Here is a 20,139-nt window from a genome sequence, read left to right as displayed (position 1 = left end):
CCTCAGCCCTTGATATACGGTATGCCGCTGGCCGCCGGGCCGCGCGACTTACCCACCACGCCGGCGACGACGAAGATGGTCACGAGGTACGGCAGCATGGCCAGGAACTGGTTCGGCACCGGCGTGCCGAGCAGGCTCAGCACGGACTGCAGGTTCGATGCGAAACCGAACAGCAGGGCGGCGAAGAGCGCGCCGATCGGGTTCCACCGGCCCAGGATGAGGGCCGCCAGGGCGATGTAGCCCTGCCCGGACGTCATGTCCCGGTTGAAGGAGGAGACCGAAACGAGGGTGAAGAACGCACCGCCGACGCCGGCCACCGCGCCCGCGGCCAGCACGTTCAGGAACCGCATGCGGTTCACGTTCACGCCGAGGGTGTCGGCGGCCTTCGGGTGTTCGCCCACGGCACGGGTGCGCAGTCCCCACCGGGTGTGGAACAGGCCGAAGTAGATGCCCGCCACGGCGATGTACATCAGGTAGCCGATCACCGACTGGTCGAACAGGATCGGGCCGATGATCGGAATGTCCGCCAGGAACGGAATCCGAATCGACGGCAGGCGCGGCGGGGAGTTCCACTTCGCGGGGTCGGTGCTGAGCACCGTGGAGAAGAGGAAGCCGGTCAGCCCGGAGACCAGGACGTTCAGGACGACGCCGACGATGACCTGGTTCACGATGTACTTGATGCTGAACACGGCCAGCACCAGCGAGACCAGCACACCGGCAACTGCGGCGGCGAAGAGTCCCACGAAGGCGTTGCCGGAGAGCGTTCCGGCGACGGCGGCGGCAAATGCGCCGAAGAGCAGCTGGCCCTCGATCGCGATGTTCACGACGCCGGAGCGTTCACACAGCACGCCGGAGAGCGCGCCGAAGATCAGCGGGAAGGCCAGGGTGAACGACCCCGCCAGCAGTCCGTAGACGGCGACGCTGGGGCTGCGGGCGCTGCCCACCGACCAGGTGAGGAACGCGGCGATAAAGAAGACCGCGAACATGGCGATGAGCCAAACCGGCACGTGCTGGAACCGGCTGACCAGGACGGCGGACCAGGCGGCCGAGGCCAGCAGGACCACGGAGGAGATCCAGCCCAGCACCGGGGCCGAGACCACGATGTTGGGAAGCTGGATGGCGGCGTTCTCCTCGGTGAGGCGGAACGTCACCTCCGCGGAAGGCGACCCGAGGCCGAAGAGGATGAAGCCGAGAATGGCCAGGGCGCCCAGGATGATCGGGATCTTCCAGCTGCGGATGGCCTGCGCTGCGGCATGCCTGCCGGCGGAGGCGGGGATGGTTGCGGTGCTCATGCTGTTCCTCCGGCTGCCTTGGCGTTCTTGGTCGTGCGCTTGCCGGACGTCTTGAACGCTCCCGGCGGCGGAATCCTGAAGATGGAGCGGACCAGCGGGGGTGCCGCGATGAACAGGACGATCAGTGACTGGACCACCAGGACAATGTCGATGTTGGTTCCGGTGCTGGTCTGCATGGTGACGCCGCCGGCGCGGAAGGCGCCGAAGAGGATGCCCGCGGCAAACGTTCCCCACGGGGAGGAGCGGCCGAGCAGGGCAACCGTGATGGCATCGAAGCCGAAGCTGGCTGCCACGCCGGAGGTCAGCACCTTCTCGGTGCCGGAGACCTGCGCAACGCCGGCGAGTCCGGCGAGGGCACCGGCGATGAGCATGACGATCACGTAGCCCTTGGTGGTGCTGATGCCGGCGTTCCGCGCAGCGGCCGGGTTGGCGCCGACTGCCCGCAGCTCAAAGCCCACGGTGGAACGGTTCAGCAGCCACCAGATGAACACCGTGGCGGCAACGGCCATCACGAAGCCCCAGTGCAGGCGGAACCCGGATCCCAGCAGAGGCGGGAACATGGCGGTTTCATCCAGCTGCGGGCTGATCGGGTTGGTGGATCCCGGACGCTGGAAGCCCGGGGTGGTGAGCAGGAAGAGCACCAGCTGGATGGCGATGTAGTTGAGCATGATGGTGACGATGACTTCGTGCGCGCCGGTCCGGGCCTTGAGGAGACCGGCAATGCCGCCCCAGAGGGCACCGCCGAGCGCCCCCGCGATCACCACGACCAGCAGGTGCAGCCCCGCCGGCAGGTGCCAGCTGAAGCCAACCCAGGCGGCCATGGTGGCACCGATCAGGATCTGGCCCTGCGCACCAATGTTGAACAGGCCGGCACGGAATGCCAGGGCGACGCCGAGGCCGGCGCAGATCAGCGGCGTCGCCACTGTCAGCGTCTGCGTCAGCGGATAGATCATCCGGGAGAAGCTCTGGGCTTCGAAGTTGAAAACCGATCCCTGGAAAAGGGCGATGTAGGCGCCCGACGCCGCTGACCAGGCTGCGGCGAAAAGATCCGACGGGCGGCTGAAGAAGTAGGACGCGGCACTGGCGACGTCCTCGTTGGTGAGTGCTATCAGCAGCCCGCCGACGATCAGCGCCATCACGACTGAGAGCACCGAAACCAGCGCGTTGGAGGAAACGATGCGGTGGAGCACCGAGTCGTTCCCGCTTTCCGGGTGGAGCTCGGAGTCGGGGACGGGAACGGCGGGCGGCGGCAGAGCTCCGCCCGCGGTTTCGGCAGCGTTCAGCAACCGGGTGTCTTCGGCTGCTGCCTCCTCTTTCCGGTGGGCGGGTTCGCCCTGCTGCCTGTTGTCTTTCTCCGGGCTCACTGCGCCCCTCCCTCAATGTCGCCGTCGTGCTGAATGTTGCGGTCGTGCGCAAGTGCTTCTTCGGCGGGCATCCCGGCCATCATCAGGCCAAGGACGTCGCGCGAGGTGGTGCCCGGGACAATGCCCATGAGCCTGCCGCCGTACAGCACCGCGATGCGGTCTGCCAGCTCCAGGACCTCGTCCAGTTCGGTGGAGACAATCAGCACCGGCGTCCCGCCGTCGCGCTCGGCCACGATCCGCTTGTGCAGGAACTCGATCGAACCGACGTCGACGCCGCGGGTGGGCTGGGAGGCGATGAACAGCGAAAGGGGGCGGGACAGCTCACGGGCCATCACCACTTTCTGCTGGTTTCCTCCGGACAGTGTCCCGGCGGCCGCTTGGGCGGACTGGGTCCGAATGTCGAACTCGTCGATTTTCTCGGCGGCGTTGGCTGCCACGACGGCTGGACGCATGGACAGGCCCTTGGCGAACGGGGGCTTGTTGTACCGGTTGAGGATCAGGTTTTCCGCAACCGTGAAAGGGCCGACGAGTCCGTCGACGCTGCGGTCCTCGGGCACGAAGCCCACGCCGGCGTCGATGACCTGGTCCACGCGGCGGCCGACGAGTTCCTGTCCGTCGAGGTTGATGGAGCCGGTGACATGGTCCTGCAGCCCCATGATGGCCTCGGTGAGTTCCGTCTGGCCGTTGCCCTGCACGCCGGCGACGGCGAGGATCTCCCCCTTGGCGATGCCAAAGCTCAGGTGGTCGACGACGGGCTGGCCGGTGTCGGAAAGCACGACGAGGTCCCGGACGGAGAAGGTGACGTCGCCGGGTTCCGCCGGAGCCTTGTTGAGCGTCAGGTTCACGGAGCGGCCAACCATCAGGGAAGCCAGTTCGGTGGTGGAGGCTCCCGGGGCGGCGTCGCCCACAACCTTGCCGCGCCGGATCACTGTGATGACGTCGGAGACGGCTTTGACCTCGCGCAGCTTGTGCGAGATGAAGACTACTGATTTTCCGTCCGCGGTGAGCTGGCGCATGATGGCCAGCAGCTCATCCGTTTCCCGGGGCGTGAGCACGGCAGTGGGCTCATCCAGGATCAGCACTTCGGCATCCCGGATCAGTGCCTTGATGATTTCGACCCGCTGCTGCACACCCACGGGGAGGTCTTCGACGACGGCGTCGGGGTCAACGTCGAACCCGTACTGGTCGGAGATCTTCCGGATGCGCTCCCGCGTGGTTTCCAGGTTCAGCGCACCCGCGAACTTGGTGGTTTCATGGCCCAGTGCCACGTTCTCCGCGACGGTGAAGACCGGCACCAGCATGAAGTGCTGGTGGACCATCCCGATTCCGGCGGCCATGGCATCACCGGGGCCGGAGAAGGCAACCGGTTTGTCGTTGACCAGGATTTGTCCCTCTGACGGTTCGTAGAGGCCGTAAAGGACGTTCATCAGCGTTGACTTGCCCGCCCCGTTTTCGCCGAGAAGGCTGTGCACCTGGCCCGGTTCGATCACCAGGTCTATGTGGTCGTTGGCAACCAAGGCGCCGAAGCGCTTGGTGATGCCCTTGAGTTCGAGTTTCACAACCCCAACCAATCTGTTCGTGTCTGAGTGTTGGGCGCCTCCTAAGGAAGGCTACCCGGAACAAAAGGAACCGCCGTCCGCCCGCTGCAACGCAGCCGGACGAACGGCGGTTCAGGAAAGCTGCCTTACCCCAGACTATTTGGGGCTGGCGGCGGATTCCACTGTGATGTCGCCGGCGATGATCTGAGCCTTGATCTCGTCGACGGCCGTCTTCACATCGTCAGGAACGGCGCTTTCCTGGTCATGGTACGGAGCCAGTGCGACGCCGCCGTTCTCCAGGGTGCCGACGTACGGGGTGGCGTCGAAGTTACCTTCGACGTCGGAGGCGATGACTTCTTCCACTGCCTCGCCCATGAGCTTCATGACCGAGGTCAGGATGAACTCGGTGCCCACATCGTTCGTTTCGAAGCCGTCGGAGTCAACCCAGACGACCTTGTTGCTGCCGCCGTTGGCGTTGGCTTCGACGACGGCATCCAGCGTGCCGGAGCCCACCGGACCGGCAACGGGCATGATGATGTCCGCGCCTTCGTTCAGGAAGTTCTCGGTGGTGGTCTTGCCGGCACCGGTGTCGGTGAAGTTGCCGACGAAGGAACCGGTCTGGTCCGCCTTGTTCCAGCCAAGGAGCTGGACGTCGGCACTGTTCTCTTCGTTGTAGTACTCCACGCCGTCGGCGAAGCCGTCCATGAAGATGGTGACGGTGGGGATGTTGATGCCGCCGTATGTGGCCACCTTGCCGGTTTCGGAGGTGCCGGCCGCTACGTAGCCGGCCAGGAAGGCAGCCTGAGCCGTGTCGTAGATGATCGGCTTGACGTTATCCAGCTCGATGGTGTTGTCATCGACGATGGCAAAGTTGCTGTCCGGGTTGGCAGTGGCCACTTCCTTGGTCGCGTCAGCCAGGAGGAACCCGACCGTCACGGTGAGGTTGCAGCCTTCGCTGATCATGGAGTCAAGGTTCGGAAGGAAGTCGGTCTCGGACTGCGACTGGGCCTCGGAAACCTCGATGCCGAGGTCCGCCTCGGCGGCCTTCAGGCCCTCGTAGCTGGACTGGTTGAAGGAGCGGTCGTCAAAGCCGCCTTCGTCGGAGACGATGCACGCCCGGAAGTCGCTGTTGGCGTTGGCTGCGCCGGTGGAATCTGCCTCTTCCTCGGGCGCGGCACCGCAGCCGGTGAGCAGGAGTGCCGAGACGCCGAGCATGGCTGCGGAAACGCCTGCGTTGCGCTTGAAGCTGCGCGGGGAGTTCTTCAATGTTCCTCCAGGAATGAAATGGGTGCCACGCGCAGGATTATTCTGTTCGAACGCTCGCAAAGAGCATCCGGGCGTCGCGTGGCGCAGCGCTCCGTCCATCAGTGGACCGCGGCATGCCTATCCTATGGGCTTTCGGCGGCGAGTGTGAGCCAGATAACGCTCTTGGAGGGACATTGTTTACATGTTGTTATTATTTGCAAGCAAATTACGCGGACCGGCGTCGCATGACATCCATCGGTGAAACCCGCAGGCCGCCGCCGAAACTAGTGGCGCAGGCCGCGGGCGGCCCGCACCGCCGCAGCGGCCATGACGCTCACGCCGGAGCTGATGGCCAGTTCATCCGGGTTGTAGTCGCCCCGGTGCAGGTCGAACGTTTCGCCGCCGGGAGTCCGGGTGCCCAGCCGCATCAGGGCGCCGGGAACGGCCTGCGTCATCCAGGCGAAGTCTTCCCCGCCCATCGACTGCGGCGCCAGGACGATGGAGTCCTCCCCCAGTTCGGCCCGGGCAGCGGCTTCGATCAGGCTGGTTTCCGCATCGGTGTTGATGACCGGCGGCACTCCCCTCGTGTGTTCCATCGTGACGTCCACGCGGAAAGGCGCGGCAATCTGCCGAACGACGTCGTCCAGCAGTTCACCGGCCGCGTACCAGGCTTCGGCGTCCAGGCAGCGCATGGTGCCGGACATGAAGCCGTGGCCCGGAATCGCGTTGGGCGCGGAGCCTGCGTGCATCTGCCCCCAGACCACCGACACTCCGCTGCGCACGTCGATCCGCCGGGACAGCACGGCGGGGACGCTGACCGCAATCTCAGCCAGCGCGAAAACCAGGTCCTCCGTCAGGTGCGGGCGCGACGTGTGTCCGCCCCGGCCCGTGAGCTCGATCCGGATGGTGTCCGAGGCGGAAGTAATGGCTCCAATCCGGGTGCCCACCTGGCCGACGTCGATCCGGGGGTCGCAGTGCAGTGCCACGATGCGCGGCATCCCCTCCAGGACGCCCTGCCGAATGACGCCCAGCGCGCCGCCGGGCATGACTTCCTCAGCGGGCTGGAAGATGATCCGGACCCGGCCGCCGAGGTTGCCCGCGGCGTTCAGCCTGGCAAGGACCTGCGCCACCCCCACCATGACGGTGGTGTGGATGTCGTGGCCGCACGCGTGCGTGATGCCGGTGTTGACCGACGCGTACGGAAGGCCTGTTTCCTCCAGGACCGGCAGGGCGTCGATGTCCGCGCGCAGTCCAATCCGCAGCGGCCCGTCTCCTATGTCCACGTAGGCGCCGGTGCCCTCCAGGCGCACGGGGTGCAGCCCCGCCGAGGCCAAGGCTTCGACAATCCTGTCGGTGGTGCGGAATTCCTTCGTTGACAGTTCCGGGTGCCGGTGCAGGTCCCGCCGGAAAGCGATCAGCTCCCCCAGCAGCGGAGCAACACTTCCGCGCATCGACGGAACCGGGGAGCTGTTCAGTGGGATAGTAGGCACAGCTTCAAGGTTAGCCACTGAGGCTGCTGTTACGGGAACCGTGTGACGATGTTCCGTCCCGCAAGCATCCATCTGCCGTTACAGGACGTCGGTGTCGCCGCTGGCCTTGAGGTGCTCCACTGCCTTTTTTACTTCCTGGGCGTGTTCCTTGGTGGTAACCAGCAGCGCGTCCAGGGTATCGACGATCACCACATCCTCGATACCGATCAGGGCGATGACGCGCTTGGTGTCGGAAACCACAATGCCGGAGGCATTCTCCGAGTAGACCCGCGCCCCTTCCCCCATGACCGTGAGGTCGCTGTTCTCCGCGGCCGGGTTGAGCCGTCCGATGGCGGCAAAGTCTCCGACGTCGTCCCAGTTGAAGATGCCCGGGATCATGGCCACGTCGCCGGCTGCCGCCGCGGGCTCCGCCACGGCATAGTCAATGGCAATCTTGGGCAGCGTGGGCCAGATCCGGCGCACCACCTCGCGCCGCGCCGGGGTGTCCCAGGCCTCGGCAATTTCCATCAGGCCGGCATAGAGATCCGGCTCGTTCGCTTCCAGGTGCTTGAGCATCAGGTCCACCGGAGCCACGAACATTCCCGCGTTCCAGCTGTAGCGTCCGTTGGCGAGGTAGGTGCGCGCCACGTCTCCCGAGGGCTTTTCCACGAATTCGACGACGGCGTGTGCGCTGGGGGCCCCGGCGATGTCCAGTTTGTCGCCGGCCCTGATGTACCCGAATCCGGTGGCCGGGTGGGTCGGATGGATGCCGATGGTGACGATGTACCCCTGCGCGGCGGTGTGGATGGCTTCCCGCACGGCGTCCTGGAACACCTCGACCGGAGTGATGACCTGGTCGGCGGCAAAGGACCCCATGATGATGTTCGGATCCCGCTTATAGAGGATGGCCGCGGCAAGACCGATGGCCGCCGCGGAATCCTTCGGCTCCAGCTCCAGCACCAGGTTTTTGCCGGTGATTTCCGGAAGCTGCTTCCGCACTGCCTCGCGGTGCAGCGTTCCCGTGACAACCATGACTCGGTCGCCGCTGAGCGGGCGCAGCCGGTCGTAGGTGGCCCGGATGAGCGTCGAGCCGGAGCCCGTCAGGTCATGAAGGAACTTGGGCGCAGCTGCACGGGACAACGGCCACAGGCGGGTTCCGACGCCGCCGGCGGGGATGACGCCGTAAAAGCGGTCAAAGTCCGCTGAGGAAGGATTAGGGCTTACCTGTTCTGTACTCATCAAAGCCAAGATTAGCCGACGGAGCGGCGAGTCCGCCGGAACCGGGCTTCGTGACTTCTGCCCGGAGCGCCGCGGAGGGTAATCCGCCCGGCTGGAGGACCCCCGCAGAGTGTAACGAGGGTCACATGATAGGGCGTCCTAAATTGAAAGCGTTCCCGGGGAGACCTAGATTATGCTTGAGCTTATATTGCTGTCGCACCGGCGTCATCACTGCGTGGAAGACACGCCAGCGCCGCTTGCGTTGCAGGGAGGAAAATTCAGTGTCGAAGTTACCAGCAGGCACTCTCTACCGCGGCCGTGAAGGCCAGTGGTCGTGGGTTGCGCATCGCATTACCGGCGTGGTGATCTTCTTCTTCCTTTTGGTCCACGTTTTGGATACCTCACTGGTGCGTGTTTCACCGGAGGCCTACAACGTAGTGATCGGCGCGTACAAGAACCCCATCATGGGCCTCGGCGAACTCGGCCTCGTTGCCGCCATCGTGTTCCATGCCTTTAACGGCGTACGCGTGATCCTGATCGATTTTTGGAAGAAGGGCCCGAAGTACCAGCGCCAGATGCTGTGGAGCGTCGTCGGTCTTTGGGTGATCACGATGATCGGTTTCTCCATTCGCCACCTTCCCATCGTTTTCGGGGGCCACTAAGCCATGAGTACATCAACCAACGAGGCCGTCTCCATCGAGGCTCCGCGCTCCGGCCGGATTTCCCCCAAGTACGCCCGCACCCCGGGCGGCAAAGGCAACTTCGAGATGCTGGCATGGTTGTTCATGCGCATCTCCGGTGCCATCCTGATCGTCCTGATCTTCACGCACCTCTTCGTCAACCTCATGGTGGGCGACGGCATCCACGCGGTGGACTTCGGCTTCGTCGCCGGCAAGTGGGCCAGCCCGCTGTGGCAGGTCTGGGACCTGGTCATGCTGTGGCTTGCCATGCTGCACGGCACCAACGGCGTCCGCGTCATCATCAATGACTACGCTGACAAGAACTCCACCCGGATGGCGTTGAAGAGCATTCTCTACATTGCTTCGCTCGTGATTATCGTGCTCGGCACCTTGGTGATCTTCACCTTCGACCCCTGCCCCGCCGGCGCTCCCACGGAGCTGCTCGCGGACTTCTGCAAGGCGTAACCGCGCACGGTCGCACCCCTGACGGGGTGCGACCACCACGAACGATTCACAGGTTTCAACAGAAAGAGCATCTGCTATGCAGGTCCATAAGTACGACGTCGTTATTGTCGGCGCCGGCGGCGCCGGTATGCGTGCCGCAATCGAATCCGGGCAGCGCGCACGCACGGCGGTACTGACCAAGCTGTACCCCACCCGCTCGCACACTGGTGCAGCGCAGGGCGGCATGTGCGCAGCACTGGCCAACGTCGAAGAAGACAACTGGGAATGGCACACCTTTGACACGGTCAAGGGCGGCGATTACCTGGTCGACCAGGACGCTGCGGAGGTCATGGCCAAAGAGGCCATCGACGCCGTGCTGGACCTGGAAAAGATGGGCCTGCCGTTCAACCGCACGCCCGAAGGCCGCATTGATCAGCGCCGTTTCGGCGGTCACACCCGCGACCACGGCAAGGCACCGGTCCGCCGTGCCTGCTACGCGGCCGACCGCACCGGCCACATGATCCTGCAGACCCTGTACCAAAACTGCGTCAAGCACAACGTGGAGTTCTACAACGAGTACTACGTGCTCGACCTGCTGACGGTCACCGACTCGTTTGGCCAGAAGCGCGTTGCCGGTGTTGTTTCCTACGACCTGGCCAGCGGCGAACTGCACGTCTTCCAGGCCAAGTCCGTGGTCTTCGCCTCCGGCGGCGCGGGCAAGGTCTTCAAGACCACCTCCAATGCGCACACCCTCACCGGTGACGGCATGGGCATCGCGTTCCGCCGCGGCATTCCGCTGGAGGACATGGAGTTCTTCCAGTTCCATCCGACAGGCCTCGCAGGCCTGGGCATCCTGCTTTCCGAAGCAGCCCGCGGCGAAGGCGCGATCCTGCGCAACTCCGAGGGTGAGCGCTTCATGGAGCGTTACGCTCCGACCATCAAGGACCTCGCACCCCGCGACATCGTGGCCCGTTCCATGGCCAACGAGGTCCGCGAAGGCCGCGGTTGCGGCCCGAACAAGGACTACGTCCTCCTGGACCTGACGCACCTGGAGCCGGCGCACATTGACGCCAAGCTCCCGGACATCACCGAGTTCGCCCGCACCTACCTGGGTGTGGAGCCGTACACGGAGCCGGTGCCGGTCTTCCCGACCGCGCACTACGCCATGGGCGGCATCCCGACCAACATCAAGGCCGAGGTCCTGCAGGACAACGACACCGTTATTCCCGGCCTGTATGCCGCCGGCGAAGTGGCCTGCGTTTCGGTGCACGGCTCCAACCGGCTGGGCACCAACTCCCTGCTGGACATCAACGTCTTCGGCAAGCGCGCCGGCATCTATGCCGCCGAGTACGCCCTGACAGCCGATTTCGTTGACCTGCCGGAAGATCCGGAAGCTGCCACCGTCGAGCTGCTGGACCTCGTCCGCAACTCGGAGGGAACGGAACGCGTTGCCGAAATCCGCCGCGACCTGCAGAACACCATGGATGCCAACATGCAGGTGTTCCGCACTGCGGAAACCCTCAACCAGGTCCTGACCGACATTGCCTCCTTCGAAGAGCGGTACCGGAAGATCAGCGTCCAGGACAAGGGCAAGCGCTTCAACCTGGATCTGCTGGAGGCCGTGGAACTGGGCTTCCTGCTGGAACTGGCCAAGGTCATGACCGTGGCGGCGCTGCACCGCGAAGAATCCCGCGGCGGGCACTTCCGCGAGGACTTCCCGGAGCGCGACGACGAAAACTTCATGAAGCATTCAATGGCGTACAAGGTTGACGAAGCCGCCAATGCCGAGAACACAGCGGGCATTCGACTGGACACCAAGCCGGTCATCTTCACGCGCTACGAGCCGATGGTGAGGAAGTACTAATGACAACGGAAATTGCGGAGCCCGCCTCCAAGATTGAACTGCCCGCATCTGTGGGCGGGGAAATTCCCTCCTTCGAGATCACGCTGAAGGTTCGCCGCTACAACCCCGAGGTATCCGACGAAGGATACTGGGACGAGTGGAAGCTGACCATGTACGGCACCGACCGCGTGCTGGATGCCCTGCACAAGGTCAAGTGGGAGCATGACGGTTCCGTCTCCTTCCGCCGTTCCTGCGCCCACGGCGTCTGCGGATCCGATGCCATGCGCATCAACGGCCGCAACCGCCTGGCCTGCAAGACGCTGCTGAAGGACCTGGACACGTCCAAGCCCATCCTTGTGGAACCCATCAAGGGCCTGCCGGTGGAGAAGGACCTGATCGTGGACATGGAGCCGTTCTTCCAGTCCTACCGCGAGATCATGCCGTTCCTGGTCACCAAGGGCCACGAGCCCACGAAGGAACGCCTGCAGTCCGCCGAGGACCGTGAGCGGTTCGACGACACCACCAAGTGCATCCTCTGCGCCGCCTGCACGTCCTCGTGCCCGGTGTTCTGGACCGACGGCCAGTACTTTGGTCCGGCCGCCATCGTCAACGCCCACCGCTTCATCTTCGACTCGCGCGACGACGCCGGAGACATGCGCCTGGAGATCCTGAACGACAAGGAAGGCGTGTGGCGCTGCCGCACCACCTTCAACTGCAGCGAAGCCTGCCCGCGCGGCATCCAGGTCACCAAGGCCATTGCCGAGGTCAAGCAGGCCATCCTGAGCCGCTCGGTCTAGTTCCGCCAGGCACCAGCCGGAGGCGGCGTCCACAGTCCATCAAGGGCTGCGGGCGCCGCTTTTTGCTTGCCTTTTTTGCTTGCCCCTTTCGCTCCGCCCGCTAAGGTGAACCATGCCCACGTTCGAATCCGTATCCTTTCCCGGCGTCAACAACACCACGCTCGCCGGCACGCTTGACCTGCCCGACGGCGAAGCCAGGGCTTGGGCGGTGTTCTGCCACGGCTTCACGCTGGGCAAGAACAGCGCTGCCGCGTCGCGGATTTCCAAGGCCCTGGCCGGGCACGGCATCGGCGTCCTGCGCTACGACGCCGCGGGCCTGGGCGGCTCCGGCGGCGCGTGGGAGGACGGCACGTTCAGCACCAAAGTCGCCGACGTCTCCAGCGCCGTCGACTGCCTGCGCGCGCAGGGGCACAAGGTTTCCCTGCTGATCGGTCATTCCCTCGGCGGAGCGGCGGTCCTCGCCGCGGCCGGAAGCATCCCGGAGCTGGACGCCGTGGTGACCATCGGCGCACCCTTCCGGCCTTCCCATGTCATGCACCTCTTCGAAGAGGAGATGCAGACCATCCGGCAGGAGGGATCGGCGCAGGTCGACCTGGGCGGCCGCAGCCTTCAGATCCGGGAGGAGCTGCTGCACGACCTTGCCGCGCAGAACCTGACCGAATGCATCCGCGAGCTGCACCTGCCCCTGCTGGTCATGCACTCCCCCACCGACAATACGGTGGGCATCGACAATGCCAGCGAGATTTTCTCCGTGGCGCGGCATCCCCGGAATTTCATCTCGTTGGAGGGCAGCGACCACCTGATGGTGGACCGCGCCCAGACCAGCCGGGCGGCGGACATCATCGCCGCCTGGGCCGGCGTCTACCTGAGCGCCTAGGCCCGGAGGGGGACTTCCTCGCGGAGCTTCCAGAGCCCGGTCGCATCGTGCTCGTACAACCCAATGGTGCTCACGGTGAAGCGGGCATCATAGTGGCGCAGGGTCTGCATGGCGCTGTCCATGCCGGCGTCGCTCACGTCGTGGGCCACCGTAACATGGGGATGGTAGGGAAAGGGCAGGTCCCGGGCCAGCGGACCGCTCTGCATTTCCTTGTGCAGGGCGGTGCACTCGTCGTAGCCCTCGTCGAGCTGAAGATAGACCACCGGCGACACCGGCCGGAACGTCGCAGTGCCGCGCAGCGAGACGTCAAACGGGGCGTGCTTGCGGGCCACCCGGCGCACATGCGCAGCGGTTGCTTCCCAGTCGTCGGTCTGCGTGGTGGTCACGACGGTGATGTGTGCCGGGATGACGGCCGCCAGCGGATCTCCGAAGGAGGCCCGAGCCCGGCGCAGCTCGGCTGCCATGGGCTCCGGCACCCCGATCACGATGCCCACGCAGGTGCAGCCGGGCGCGGCCGAACTGCCGTCGACGCCCTCGACGGTGTCTGCCTGGATCATCGGATTCCAAAGAGTCATCGGTCAGACCGCTGTGGAGCCCAAAGGTAGAAAACCTACTTTGCTGTACACATCGGCCAGTGTAACGGATGCCGTTTCCCGGGCCTTGGCGGCTCCCACAGCCAGGAGACGGTCAAGTTCAGCCGGATCCTCGAGCAGGAACAGGGCCCGTTCGCGGATCGGACGGACATGCTCCGTGACGGCCTCGGCCAGGTCCACCTTGAGGTGGCCGTACATTTTCCCTTCATACTCCTTCACCAGGGTGTCCACGCTCCGGCCGGTAACCAGCGAGAAAATGGACAGCAGGTTGGAGATGCCGGGCTTGGCCTCGCGGTCGAAGCGGATCTCGGCGCCGTCGTCGGTCACCGCTGACTTGATCCGCTTGGCGATGACCTTGTCCGGATCCAGCAGGTTGATCAGCCCGGCGGGGGACGCCGCCGACTTGGACATCTTCGCCGTCGGGTTCTGCAGGTCGTAGATTTTCGCTGCTTCCTTCTGCACAAACACCTCCGGAATGATGAAGGTGTCGCCGTAGCGGGAGTTGAAGCGCTTGGCCAGGTCACGGCTGAGCTCAACATGCTGGCGCTGGTCTTCGCCCACGGGCACGCCGTGGGGGTTGTACAGCAGGATGTCGGCGACCTGCAGGATCGGGTACGTGAACAGGCCCACGGACGCCGCGTCGGCGCCGAAGCGCTGCTGCTTGTCCTTGAACTGCGTCATCCGGGAAGCTTCGCCGAATCCGGTCAGGCAGTTCAGGACCCAGGCCAGCTGCGCGTGCTCGGGAACCTGGGACTGGACAAACAGGGTGGCCTTGTTCACGTCGACGCCGCCGGCGATGTACTGGGCGGCGGTGACGCGCGTGCGCTGGCGCAGGTCCGCCGGGTCCTGCGGCACGGTGATGGCGTGCAGGTCCGGAATGAAGAAGTACGCGTCGTACTCCTCCTGGAGCCGGACCCAGTTCACCAGGGCGCCGAGGTAGTTGCCCAGGTGCAGGGAGTCTGCCGAGGGCTGCATTCCCGAGAGGATGCGCTGGCGGCCGGTTGCGGTGGATGTGCTCATGGTGTTGACCCTCAGAACTGGTAGTCGACCACTACGGGAGCGTGGTCTGAGAAGCGGCTGTCGTAGGTGGCGGCCCGGTCGACGACGGCGGAGACGGCGCGTTCGGCCAGCCCGGGCGTGGCCAGCTGGTAGTCGATGCGCCAACCGCTGTCGTTGTCGAAGGCCTGACCGCGCCAGGACCACCAGGTGTACGGGCCGGGCACGTCGCCGGCAAGCTTGCGGGCCACGTCCGTGTAGCCGATCTCGTCGCTGAAGAACCGGTCAAAGTAGGCGCGTTCCTCGGGGAGGAAGCCGGCGCGCTTGACGTTGCCCTTCCAGTTCTTGATGTCCAGGGGCGTGTGCCCGACGTTGAGGTCGCCCACCAGCAGGACAAAGTCGCTCTGCTGCTTCAGAGCGGGCAGCCGCTCGGTCATGACGTCCAGGAAACGATACTTGTCGACCTGCTTGGGGGTGTCCACCTCGCCGGAATGGACGTAGGCGCTCACCACCGTCAGCAGCTTTTCGGCGCCGTCAACCGGCACCTTGAAGTCTGCTTCGACCCAGCGTCCGGAGAGCGCAAAGTAGTCGTCACCGATGTGCTCGCGGGTGGCCACGGGGGCGATCCTGGAGGCGATGGCCACCCCGGCGCGGCCCTTGGCTTCAGCTTCGGCGTGCAGGATGTGCCAGTCGTCGCCGAGAAGTTCCCGGACCACGGCGTCGGGGGCGCGGACTTCCTGCAGGCAGAGGATGTCGACCTCCCGCTCCGCCAGCCAGTCGGCCATCCCGCGCTTGTAGGCGGCGCGGATGCCGTTCACGTTCACCGTTGCAATGCGCAGCGTCTTTGCCGGACCGGCGGATTCTCCTGCTGATGCCAAACTCACGCGAATAACCATACTCCTCAGTAGCATGCGGTTCATCTTGGAGCGCGGGCCGCAGAGGGTCCGCGCGGGCGGTGCTGGGGCGGGGTGCGGTGCTAGTCCACCAGGGTGCCCTCGACCGGGCCGCCGTCGTCCTTCTTGATCATGGAGCGTGCGTTGTGGGAGGTAATCTCAATGGTTTCCAGGGCCCGGCTGACCTGGTCTTCGTCCTTGCCGAGGTTTTCCCGGATCACGCGGGACTGCACCTGGACGATTTTGAAGCTGTGGTCCAGCTTCTGGTCGCGGATGGTGGTGGCCTCGTCGACGACCTGCACGGCGGGAGCGCCGCCGGCCGCCCGGGTGAGGCTGTCCTGCGCTTCGGCAAGCTTCGCGCCGGCCTTGCGGGCAGCTCCGCGGACACTGAAGACCACGAAGGCAAACAGGCACAGCCAGCCCAGCGAGATGATGACGACCAGCCACCCCACGACGTCGTTCTCGTTCGCCGCAAACACCACGGCCACAAGGAACACAAGCAGCATGAGGGTCATGCCGAAGGTAGCCATTTTCTGGCTTACTCCACGGCGGGCTTTGGACGAGGGCTGCGGCATTTTGCCGTTGGGGAGCGACTGCATGGCTTCATTGTCTCAAACTCGGAGCCCAGCCGTTAAAACGTCCTCCCGAGGCGAAATCGAAGTACCCGAAGCCCCGGAGGTCCCTCGGCAAAACGGCTCGACGGCGGCCGGCCTATTGCGTGGTGTAGGCACCGTCCACTGCGTACTGGGCGCCGGTGACAAAGGCCGCGCGGTCCGACAGCAGGAACAGGACCACCTGCGCCACCTCGTCTGCGGTACCCAGCCTTCCCGCCGGATGCATTCGCACCAGCGCGGCGTAGACCTCCCCCGGCAGCGCTTCGAGCAGCGGGGTGTCGATGTAGCCCGGATGCACTGAATTGATGCGGATGCCCTGGTCCGCGTAACCCAGCGCGGCGGCGCGGGTCATCCCCGTCACCCCGTGCTTGGCCGTGACGTACGGGACGGCGGTCCCGGATCCGACCATGCCCAGGATGGAGGACGTGTTCACGATCGCGCCGCCGCCGGCCTTCAGCATTTCCGGGATCTGGTAGTACATCCCGTAGAACACCGAGTTGAGGTTGACGTCAATGACGCGCCGGTAGCCTTCGAGGTCTATTTCGGTGAGCAGGCCGAGCGGGCCGCTGATGCCGGCGTTGTTGAAGGCCAGGTGCAGGCCGCCGAACTCATTGACGGCAGTGGCCACCGCTCCCTTCACGTCCTCGGCGCTGCCGACGTCACCGACCGAGGGTGCTGCGGTTCCGCCGGCCGCCGAGATCTCGTTCACCACGGCCTGTGCCGCTTCCAGGTCGACGTCGTTGACCACCACCCTGGCGCCTTCCGCCGCCAGCGCGATTGCCGCTGCCTTGCCGATCCCCGATCCCGCGCCCGTGACGAGGGCGGTCTTTCCCGCGAATTGATCAGCCATGGCAAACTCCTCCGGTTCCGCCCGGTGCTGCGGGCGTGATGCTGGCGTGTGCTTCGGCGGTCCGGCACACGGCGGCGCCCTTTCGTCCCATGATCCCGTTCCGCCTGCGGTTGCGGAAGGCAGCGGCGCAGCTGCACCGGGTTCAGAGGGGAACTGGCGGGCCCGGCCGAACCGGTGGAAGACTGGCCGCATGCAGATTCACATCACCGCCGGAGACATTACCGCCAGCACAGCCGACGCCATCGTGAACGCCGCCAATTCCTCACTGCTTGGCGGCGGCGGCGTGGACGGCGCCATCCACCGCGCCGCGGGACCGGCCCTGCTGGCAGCCTGCCGGGAGCTGCGGTCAGGGACCTGGGCGCAGGGCCTGCCCACCGGCGAGGCTGCGGCCACCCCGGGTTTCGACCTTCCTGCCCGCTGGGTCATCCATACGGTTGGCCCGAACGCCCGCGCCGGGGAAACCGATCCGGCGCTGCTGGCCTCCTGCTTCCGGCGGGCGCTGGACATCGCCGAGGAGCTCGGCGCCGAGACCGTGGCCTTTCCCGCCATCAGCGCCGGCGTTTACGCCTGGAACCCGGCGACGGTGGCCCGGGTGGGGCTGAGCACGGTCCGGGACTATCCGGCCCGCACCGTTCGGTCGGTGGACTTCGTGCTCTTTGGCGCCGCCACCGAGCAGATCTTCCGGTCCGTGTGGCAGGAGCTGTCCGCTGCTTCAGGCACCGTTACTTCAGGAACAGGACCCGAAGACGCCGGGTCGTGACCACCAGCCCCAGCCCGATCATCACCACGAAGTACAGCAGGTGTCCCGCGGTGGACCAGGTCAGCAGCCCCACGCTGAGTTGGCGCATCATTTCCACCCCGTGCCACAGCGGCAGCGCCTGGATCACCCACTGGACGCCCCCGGGGTACACGCTCAGCGGATAGAAGGTCGCGGAGAACAGGAACATGGGCAGCATGACAAAGTTCACCCACTCCAGCTGCTGGAAGGTCTTCATGCAGCTGGTGATCGCCATGCCGAAGGAGGCAAAGCCGAAGGCCACCACCACGGCGGCGGGAATCATGAGCAGCGCCCAGGGAGAGGTCACAAGGCCCATGGCCGCCATGACGGCCGTGAAGCCGGTGGCGTACATGGCCCCGCGCAGCAGGGCAAGCAGGATTTCCCCGAGCGCGACGTCTAACGGGCCCAGCGACGTGGCGAGCATGCCTTCGTAGAGCTTGGCGTAATTCAGCTTGAAGAACACGTTCATGGTGGAGTCATAGACGGCACCGTTCATCGCGGAGACGGCCAGCAGCGCCGGGGCAATGTAGTTGGCGTACCCGATCTGTTCGCCTCCCGGGCCGGCAACAGTGCCAATCAGGGATCCCAATCCAATGCCCATGGCCATCAGATAGAGCACCGGTTCCACGAATCCGCTGATCATGATTGACCAGTTGCTCCCCCAGGTGGCTTTGAGCCCGCGGGCAAAGACGGCACGGATGTTGCGGGCATAGAGTGAGCCCAAAAAGCGGTCAGCCGGCTCCAGCTGCGTCGTCATTTTCCCAACCTTCGAGTGAAGTTCCGGCGCGCCAGGATCCAGCCGACCAGGGCCAGGAGCAGCAAATACGCCACGTGCACAGCGGTCAGCGCCGGCGGTTCGGCGTAGCCGTAGCTGAGGACCCGGCCGAGCTCGGTGGAGTGCCACAGCGGAGAAATCCAGCCGATCCAGCGGATGGCCCCGGGCAGGGCATCCAGCGGAAAGAAGGTGCCGGAGAACAGGAACAGCGGCATCACAATGAAGCGCTGCACCATGGCGAACTGCCCCTTGTCTTGCTCCAGCGACGCGCTGAAGGCCAGCAGGGGCAGCCCGAAGGCCACGCCGCCGAGAATCGCGGTGAAAATCATCAGCCAGCCGGTGCCCGGCTGCTCCACTGCGCCGAAGAGCAGCAGGAACACAAAGTACGGGGCGGTGGTAATCAGCATCCGGACCGAGAATCCGATCAGGTGCCCGTCCACCAGCTGGTTACTGGACAGCGGCGACGCGTTGGGACCGTAGTAGGTGCGTTGCCAGCGGAAGCCGCCCATCACCATGTAGGTGTTTTCTTCGGTCGACACCATGATGGCGGCGGTGGCCAGCAGGGCCGGTGCCACGAAGACGAGGTAGGAGACTGTGGTCCCGTTGCCGGCGTCGAACGCCGCATCGCCGCTGTCCACCAGCGACGCCAGCCCCACGCCCATGCCAAAGAGGTACACCAGAGGGGTGCCCACCGCCGTCATGAGCACGGTCCAGCCGTAGCCGCGCATGCGCCGGATCCAGTGCTCGGCATAGTAGATGGCGCCGAAGCGCTTCGCCCGGGCAGCTGTCTGCTCCGGGGTCAGCGGAGAACGCAGACCAAGCACGGCATCCCGGTTTGTCCCCGCTTCCCCCACCGGCGCGCCTGATGGCTGCCGCTCAGTCAACGAGGCTCCGTCCGGTGAGCCGGAGGAACACGTCCTCCAGGGAGGAGCGGCGCACCAGCGAGGTAATGGGGCGCAGCCCGCGGGAGCTGACCGCTTCCAGGGCGGCCTCGCCGTCGTCTGCGTAGATCAGGACGCGGTCCGGGAGGGTTTCGAGGCGGTCCCCGATTCCCTGCAGTTCGCCTGCCACCGTGGTGTTGCGCTCGGAACCAAAGCGCAGTTCCAGCACCTCCCGGGTGGAGTACTCACGGATCAGGGCGGCAGGAGATCCTTCCGCCATGATCCTTCCCTTGTCCACCACAACCAGGCGGTCGCAGAGCTGCTCGGCCTCGTCCATGTAGTGGGTGGTCAGGATCAGTGTGACGCCGGCTTCCTTCAGCCGGAACAACCGGTCCCAGAGGATATGCCGTGCCTGCGGGTCCAGTCCCGTGGTGGGTTCATCCAGCAGCAGGATCTTGGGGTCGTTGATGAGCGACCGGGCGATGGTCAGCCGCCGCTTCATTCCGCCGGAGAGGGATTCCAACTTGGCCTTGGCCTTGTCGGTGAGCTGGGCGAATTCCAGCAGCTCGTCCGCCTTGGGGCCCAGATAGCTCTTGGGCAGGCCGAAGTACCGGCCGTAGGCCAGGAGGTTCTCACGCACGCGCAGGTCTTCATCAAGGTTGTCCTGCTGCGGCACCACCCCCAGGTGGGCGCGCACCTCGGGTCCGTACCGGTCCGGGTCCAGTCCCATGACGGTGAGGTCCCCGGAGGAGCGCGATGACACGCCGCCGATCATTTTCATGGTGGTGGACTTGCCGGCGCCGTTGGGGCCGAGGAGCCCGAAGGACTCCCCCGCCGGGACGTCGAAGCTGATCCCGTCCACGGCGGCAAAATCGCCGTAGGTTTTACGGAGGTTCCGGGCGGAGATGACGGTTGAGGAGGCGGTCCTGGGGACAGTTGCGGTCGGTGTGATCTGCGGCACAGCAACAGCCTAGTGCAAAGATGAAGACCCC

Annotated in this window: 20 protein-coding genes; 6 read left to right on the top strand and 14 right to left on the bottom strand. The window is 65.3% G+C overall.

Features of this window, described 5'->3' with window-relative positions; all coding sequences use genetic code 11:
- Positions 1-2: 2 nt before the first annotated feature.
- The 6 genes from QNO08_RS04130 to QNO08_RS04105 form a co-directional block, all read right to left on the bottom strand.
- On the bottom strand, positions 3-1,292 hold the full coding sequence (locus tag QNO08_RS04130; protein WP_229964640.1) for an ABC transporter permease: 1,290 nt from the start codon (positions 1,290-1,292) through the stop codon (positions 3-5).
- Positions 1,289-2,656 (bottom strand): ABC transporter permease, encoded by a 1,368-nt coding sequence (locus tag QNO08_RS04125; protein WP_442860456.1) that lies wholly within the window; start codon positions 2,654-2,656, stop codon positions 1,289-1,291. The genes QNO08_RS04130 and QNO08_RS04125 overlap by 4 nt, the downstream gene beginning before the upstream one ends.
- Complete coding sequence (locus tag QNO08_RS04120) at positions 2,653-4,215, bottom strand: ABC transporter ATP-binding protein (RefSeq protein WP_229964639.1); 1,563 nt, start codon at positions 4,213-4,215, stop codon at positions 2,653-2,655. Before QNO08_RS04120 ends, QNO08_RS04125 begins: the two co-directional genes overlap by 4 nt.
- A gap of 135 nt (positions 4,216-4,350) precedes the next feature.
- The gene (locus QNO08_RS04115) at positions 4,351-5,460 is read right to left on the bottom strand and encodes a BMP family lipoprotein (RefSeq protein ID WP_229964638.1); all 1,110 of its coding nucleotides are present in this window, start codon (positions 5,458-5,460) and stop codon (positions 4,351-4,353) included.
- Between the two features lie 263 nt (positions 5,461-5,723).
- Complete coding sequence (locus QNO08_RS04110; RefSeq protein ID WP_229965036.1) at positions 5,724-6,890, bottom strand: amidohydrolase; 1,167 nt, start codon at positions 6,888-6,890, stop codon at positions 5,724-5,726.
- Between the two features lie 117 nt (positions 6,891-7,007).
- Entirely contained in the window at positions 7,008-8,147 is a 1,140-nt protein-coding gene (locus tag QNO08_RS04105; RefSeq protein WP_229964637.1) for a mannose-1-phosphate guanylyltransferase, read from the bottom strand.
- A gap of 260 nt (positions 8,148-8,407) precedes the next feature.
- Between QNO08_RS04105 and sdhC the strand changes: the two genes are divergently transcribed.
- The 5 genes from sdhC to QNO08_RS04080 all read left to right on the top strand — a co-directional run bounded on the left by sdhC (position 8,408) and on the right by QNO08_RS04080 (position 12,767).
- Positions 8,408-8,788 carry a succinate dehydrogenase, cytochrome b556 subunit gene (gene sdhC, locus QNO08_RS04100; protein ID WP_229964636.1) on the top strand — a complete coding sequence of 127 codons (381 nt, stop codon included), beginning with the start codon at positions 8,408-8,410 and terminating at the stop codon, positions 8,786-8,788.
- A 3-nt stretch (positions 8,789-8,791) separates the two neighbouring features.
- Positions 8,792-9,271, top strand: a complete 480-nt coding sequence (locus QNO08_RS04095) for a succinate dehydrogenase hydrophobic membrane anchor subunit (RefSeq protein WP_229964635.1) — start codon at positions 8,792-8,794, stop codon at positions 9,269-9,271.
- 76 nt (positions 9,272-9,347) lie between these two features.
- Positions 9,348-11,114: a succinate dehydrogenase flavoprotein subunit gene (gene sdhA, locus QNO08_RS04090; protein WP_229964634.1), complete on the top strand. Its 1,767-nt coding sequence runs from the start codon at positions 9,348-9,350 to the stop codon at positions 11,112-11,114.
- Entirely contained in the window at positions 11,114-11,890 is a 777-nt protein-coding gene (locus QNO08_RS04085) for a succinate dehydrogenase iron-sulfur subunit (RefSeq protein ID WP_229964633.1), read from the top strand. The genes sdhA and QNO08_RS04085 overlap by 1 nt, the downstream gene beginning before the upstream one ends.
- A 112-nt stretch (positions 11,891-12,002) precedes the next feature.
- Positions 12,003-12,767 carry an alpha/beta hydrolase family protein gene (locus tag QNO08_RS04080; RefSeq protein WP_229964632.1) on the top strand — a complete coding sequence of 255 codons (765 nt, stop codon included), beginning with the start codon at positions 12,003-12,005 and terminating at the stop codon, positions 12,765-12,767.
- On the opposite strand, the gene QNO08_RS04075 is transcribed toward QNO08_RS04080, so the two are convergent.
- The 5 genes from QNO08_RS04075 to QNO08_RS04055 all read right to left on the bottom strand — a co-directional run bounded on the left by QNO08_RS04075 (position 12,764) and on the right by QNO08_RS04055 (position 16,713).
- A complete protein-coding gene (locus tag QNO08_RS04075) occupies positions 12,764-13,342 on the bottom strand; it encodes a 2'-5' RNA ligase family protein (RefSeq protein ID WP_284024090.1) in 579 nt (192 codons plus the stop codon). The genes QNO08_RS04080 and QNO08_RS04075 overlap by 4 nt on opposite strands.
- 3 nt (positions 13,343-13,345) lie before the next feature.
- On the bottom strand, positions 13,346-14,380 hold the full coding sequence (gene trpS, locus QNO08_RS04070) for a tryptophan--tRNA ligase (protein ID WP_229964630.1): 1,035 nt from the start codon (positions 14,378-14,380) through the stop codon (positions 13,346-13,348).
- A gap of 11 nt (positions 14,381-14,391) precedes the next feature.
- Positions 14,392-15,240, bottom strand: a complete 849-nt coding sequence (locus QNO08_RS04065; protein ID WP_229964629.1) for an exodeoxyribonuclease III — start codon at positions 15,238-15,240, stop codon at positions 14,392-14,394.
- 92 nt (positions 15,241-15,332) lie between these two features.
- Entirely contained in the window at positions 15,333-15,848 is a 516-nt protein-coding gene (locus QNO08_RS04060; protein WP_229964628.1) for a hypothetical protein, read from the bottom strand.
- Positions 15,849-15,960: 112 nt separating this feature from the next.
- Complete coding sequence (locus QNO08_RS04055) at positions 15,961-16,713, bottom strand: SDR family NAD(P)-dependent oxidoreductase (RefSeq protein WP_229964627.1); 753 nt, start codon at positions 16,711-16,713, stop codon at positions 15,961-15,963.
- A gap of 190 nt (positions 16,714-16,903) precedes the next feature.
- Here QNO08_RS04055 and QNO08_RS04050 point away from each other — a divergent pair, with 190 nt between their 5' ends.
- Positions 16,904-17,473 carry an O-acetyl-ADP-ribose deacetylase gene (locus QNO08_RS04050; RefSeq protein WP_229964626.1) on the top strand — a complete coding sequence of 190 codons (570 nt, stop codon included), beginning with the start codon at positions 16,904-16,906 and terminating at the stop codon, positions 17,471-17,473.
- Here the strand turns inward: QNO08_RS04050 and QNO08_RS04045 are convergent.
- The 3 genes from QNO08_RS04045 to QNO08_RS04035 are packed head-to-tail and all read right to left on the bottom strand — an operon-like array spanning position 17,436 to position 20,108.
- A complete protein-coding gene (locus tag QNO08_RS04045) occupies positions 17,436-18,248 on the bottom strand; it encodes an ABC transporter permease (RefSeq protein ID WP_229964625.1) in 813 nt (270 codons plus the stop codon). The two genes, QNO08_RS04050 and QNO08_RS04045, sit on opposite strands and share 38 nt — an antisense overlap.
- Complete coding sequence (locus QNO08_RS04040) at positions 18,245-19,150, bottom strand: ABC transporter permease (RefSeq protein ID WP_229964624.1); 906 nt, start codon at positions 19,148-19,150, stop codon at positions 18,245-18,247. The genes QNO08_RS04045 and QNO08_RS04040 overlap by 4 nt, the downstream gene beginning before the upstream one ends.
- A complete protein-coding gene (locus tag QNO08_RS04035; RefSeq protein ID WP_229964623.1) occupies positions 19,143-20,108 on the bottom strand; it encodes an ABC transporter ATP-binding protein in 966 nt (321 codons plus the stop codon). Before QNO08_RS04035 ends, QNO08_RS04040 begins: the two co-directional genes overlap by 8 nt.
- Between the last annotated feature and the right edge of the window lie 31 nt (positions 20,109-20,139).

Origin of the sequence: Arthrobacter sp. zg-Y820 (genome assembly GCF_030142155.1) — a bacterium.
Classification (GTDB): Bacteria; Actinomycetota; Actinomycetes; order Actinomycetales; family Micrococcaceae; genus Arthrobacter_B.
Note: the sequence above shows the minus strand (reverse complement) of the source record. Positions and strands in the feature narration are given on the sequence as shown.

Coding starts and splice junctions, on each gene's coding strand:
- QNO08_RS04045 (WP_229964625.1), bottom strand. CDS start 18,248: ATGACGACGCAGCTGGAGCCGGCTGACCGCTTTTTGGGCTCACTCTAT.
- sdhA (WP_229964634.1), top strand. CDS start 9,348: ATGCAGGTCCATAAGTACGACGTCGTTATTGTCGGCGCCGGCGGCGCC.
- QNO08_RS04055 (WP_229964627.1), bottom strand. CDS start 16,713: ATGGCTGATCAATTCGCGGGAAAGACCGCCCTCGTCACGGGCGCGGGA.
- QNO08_RS04060 (WP_229964628.1), bottom strand. CDS start 15,848: ATGCAGTCGCTCCCCAACGGCAAAATGCCGCAGCCCTCGTCCAAAGCC.
- QNO08_RS04105 (WP_229964637.1), bottom strand. CDS start 8,147: ATGAGTACAGAACAGGTAAGCCCTAATCCTTCCTCAGCGGACTTTGAC.
- QNO08_RS04080 (WP_229964632.1), top strand. CDS start 12,003: ATGCCCACGTTCGAATCCGTATCCTTTCCCGGCGTCAACAACACCACG.
- QNO08_RS04110 (WP_229965036.1), bottom strand. CDS start 6,890: ATGCGCGGAAGTGTTGCTCCGCTGCTGGGGGAGCTGATCGCTTTCCGG.
- QNO08_RS04130 (WP_229964640.1), bottom strand. CDS start 1,292: ATGAGCACCGCAACCATCCCCGCCTCCGCCGGCAGGCATGCCGCAGCG.
- QNO08_RS04095 (WP_229964635.1), top strand. CDS start 8,792: ATGAGTACATCAACCAACGAGGCCGTCTCCATCGAGGCTCCGCGCTCC.
- trpS (WP_229964630.1), bottom strand. CDS start 14,380: ATGAGCACATCCACCGCAACCGGCCGCCAGCGCATCCTCTCGGGAATG.
- QNO08_RS04075 (WP_284024090.1), bottom strand. CDS start 13,342: ATGACTCTTTGGAATCCGATGATCCAGGCAGACACCGTCGAGGGCGTC.
- QNO08_RS04050 (WP_229964626.1), top strand. CDS start 16,904: ATGCAGATTCACATCACCGCCGGAGACATTACCGCCAGCACAGCCGAC.
- QNO08_RS04085 (WP_229964633.1), top strand. CDS start 11,114: ATGACAACGGAAATTGCGGAGCCCGCCTCCAAGATTGAACTGCCCGCA.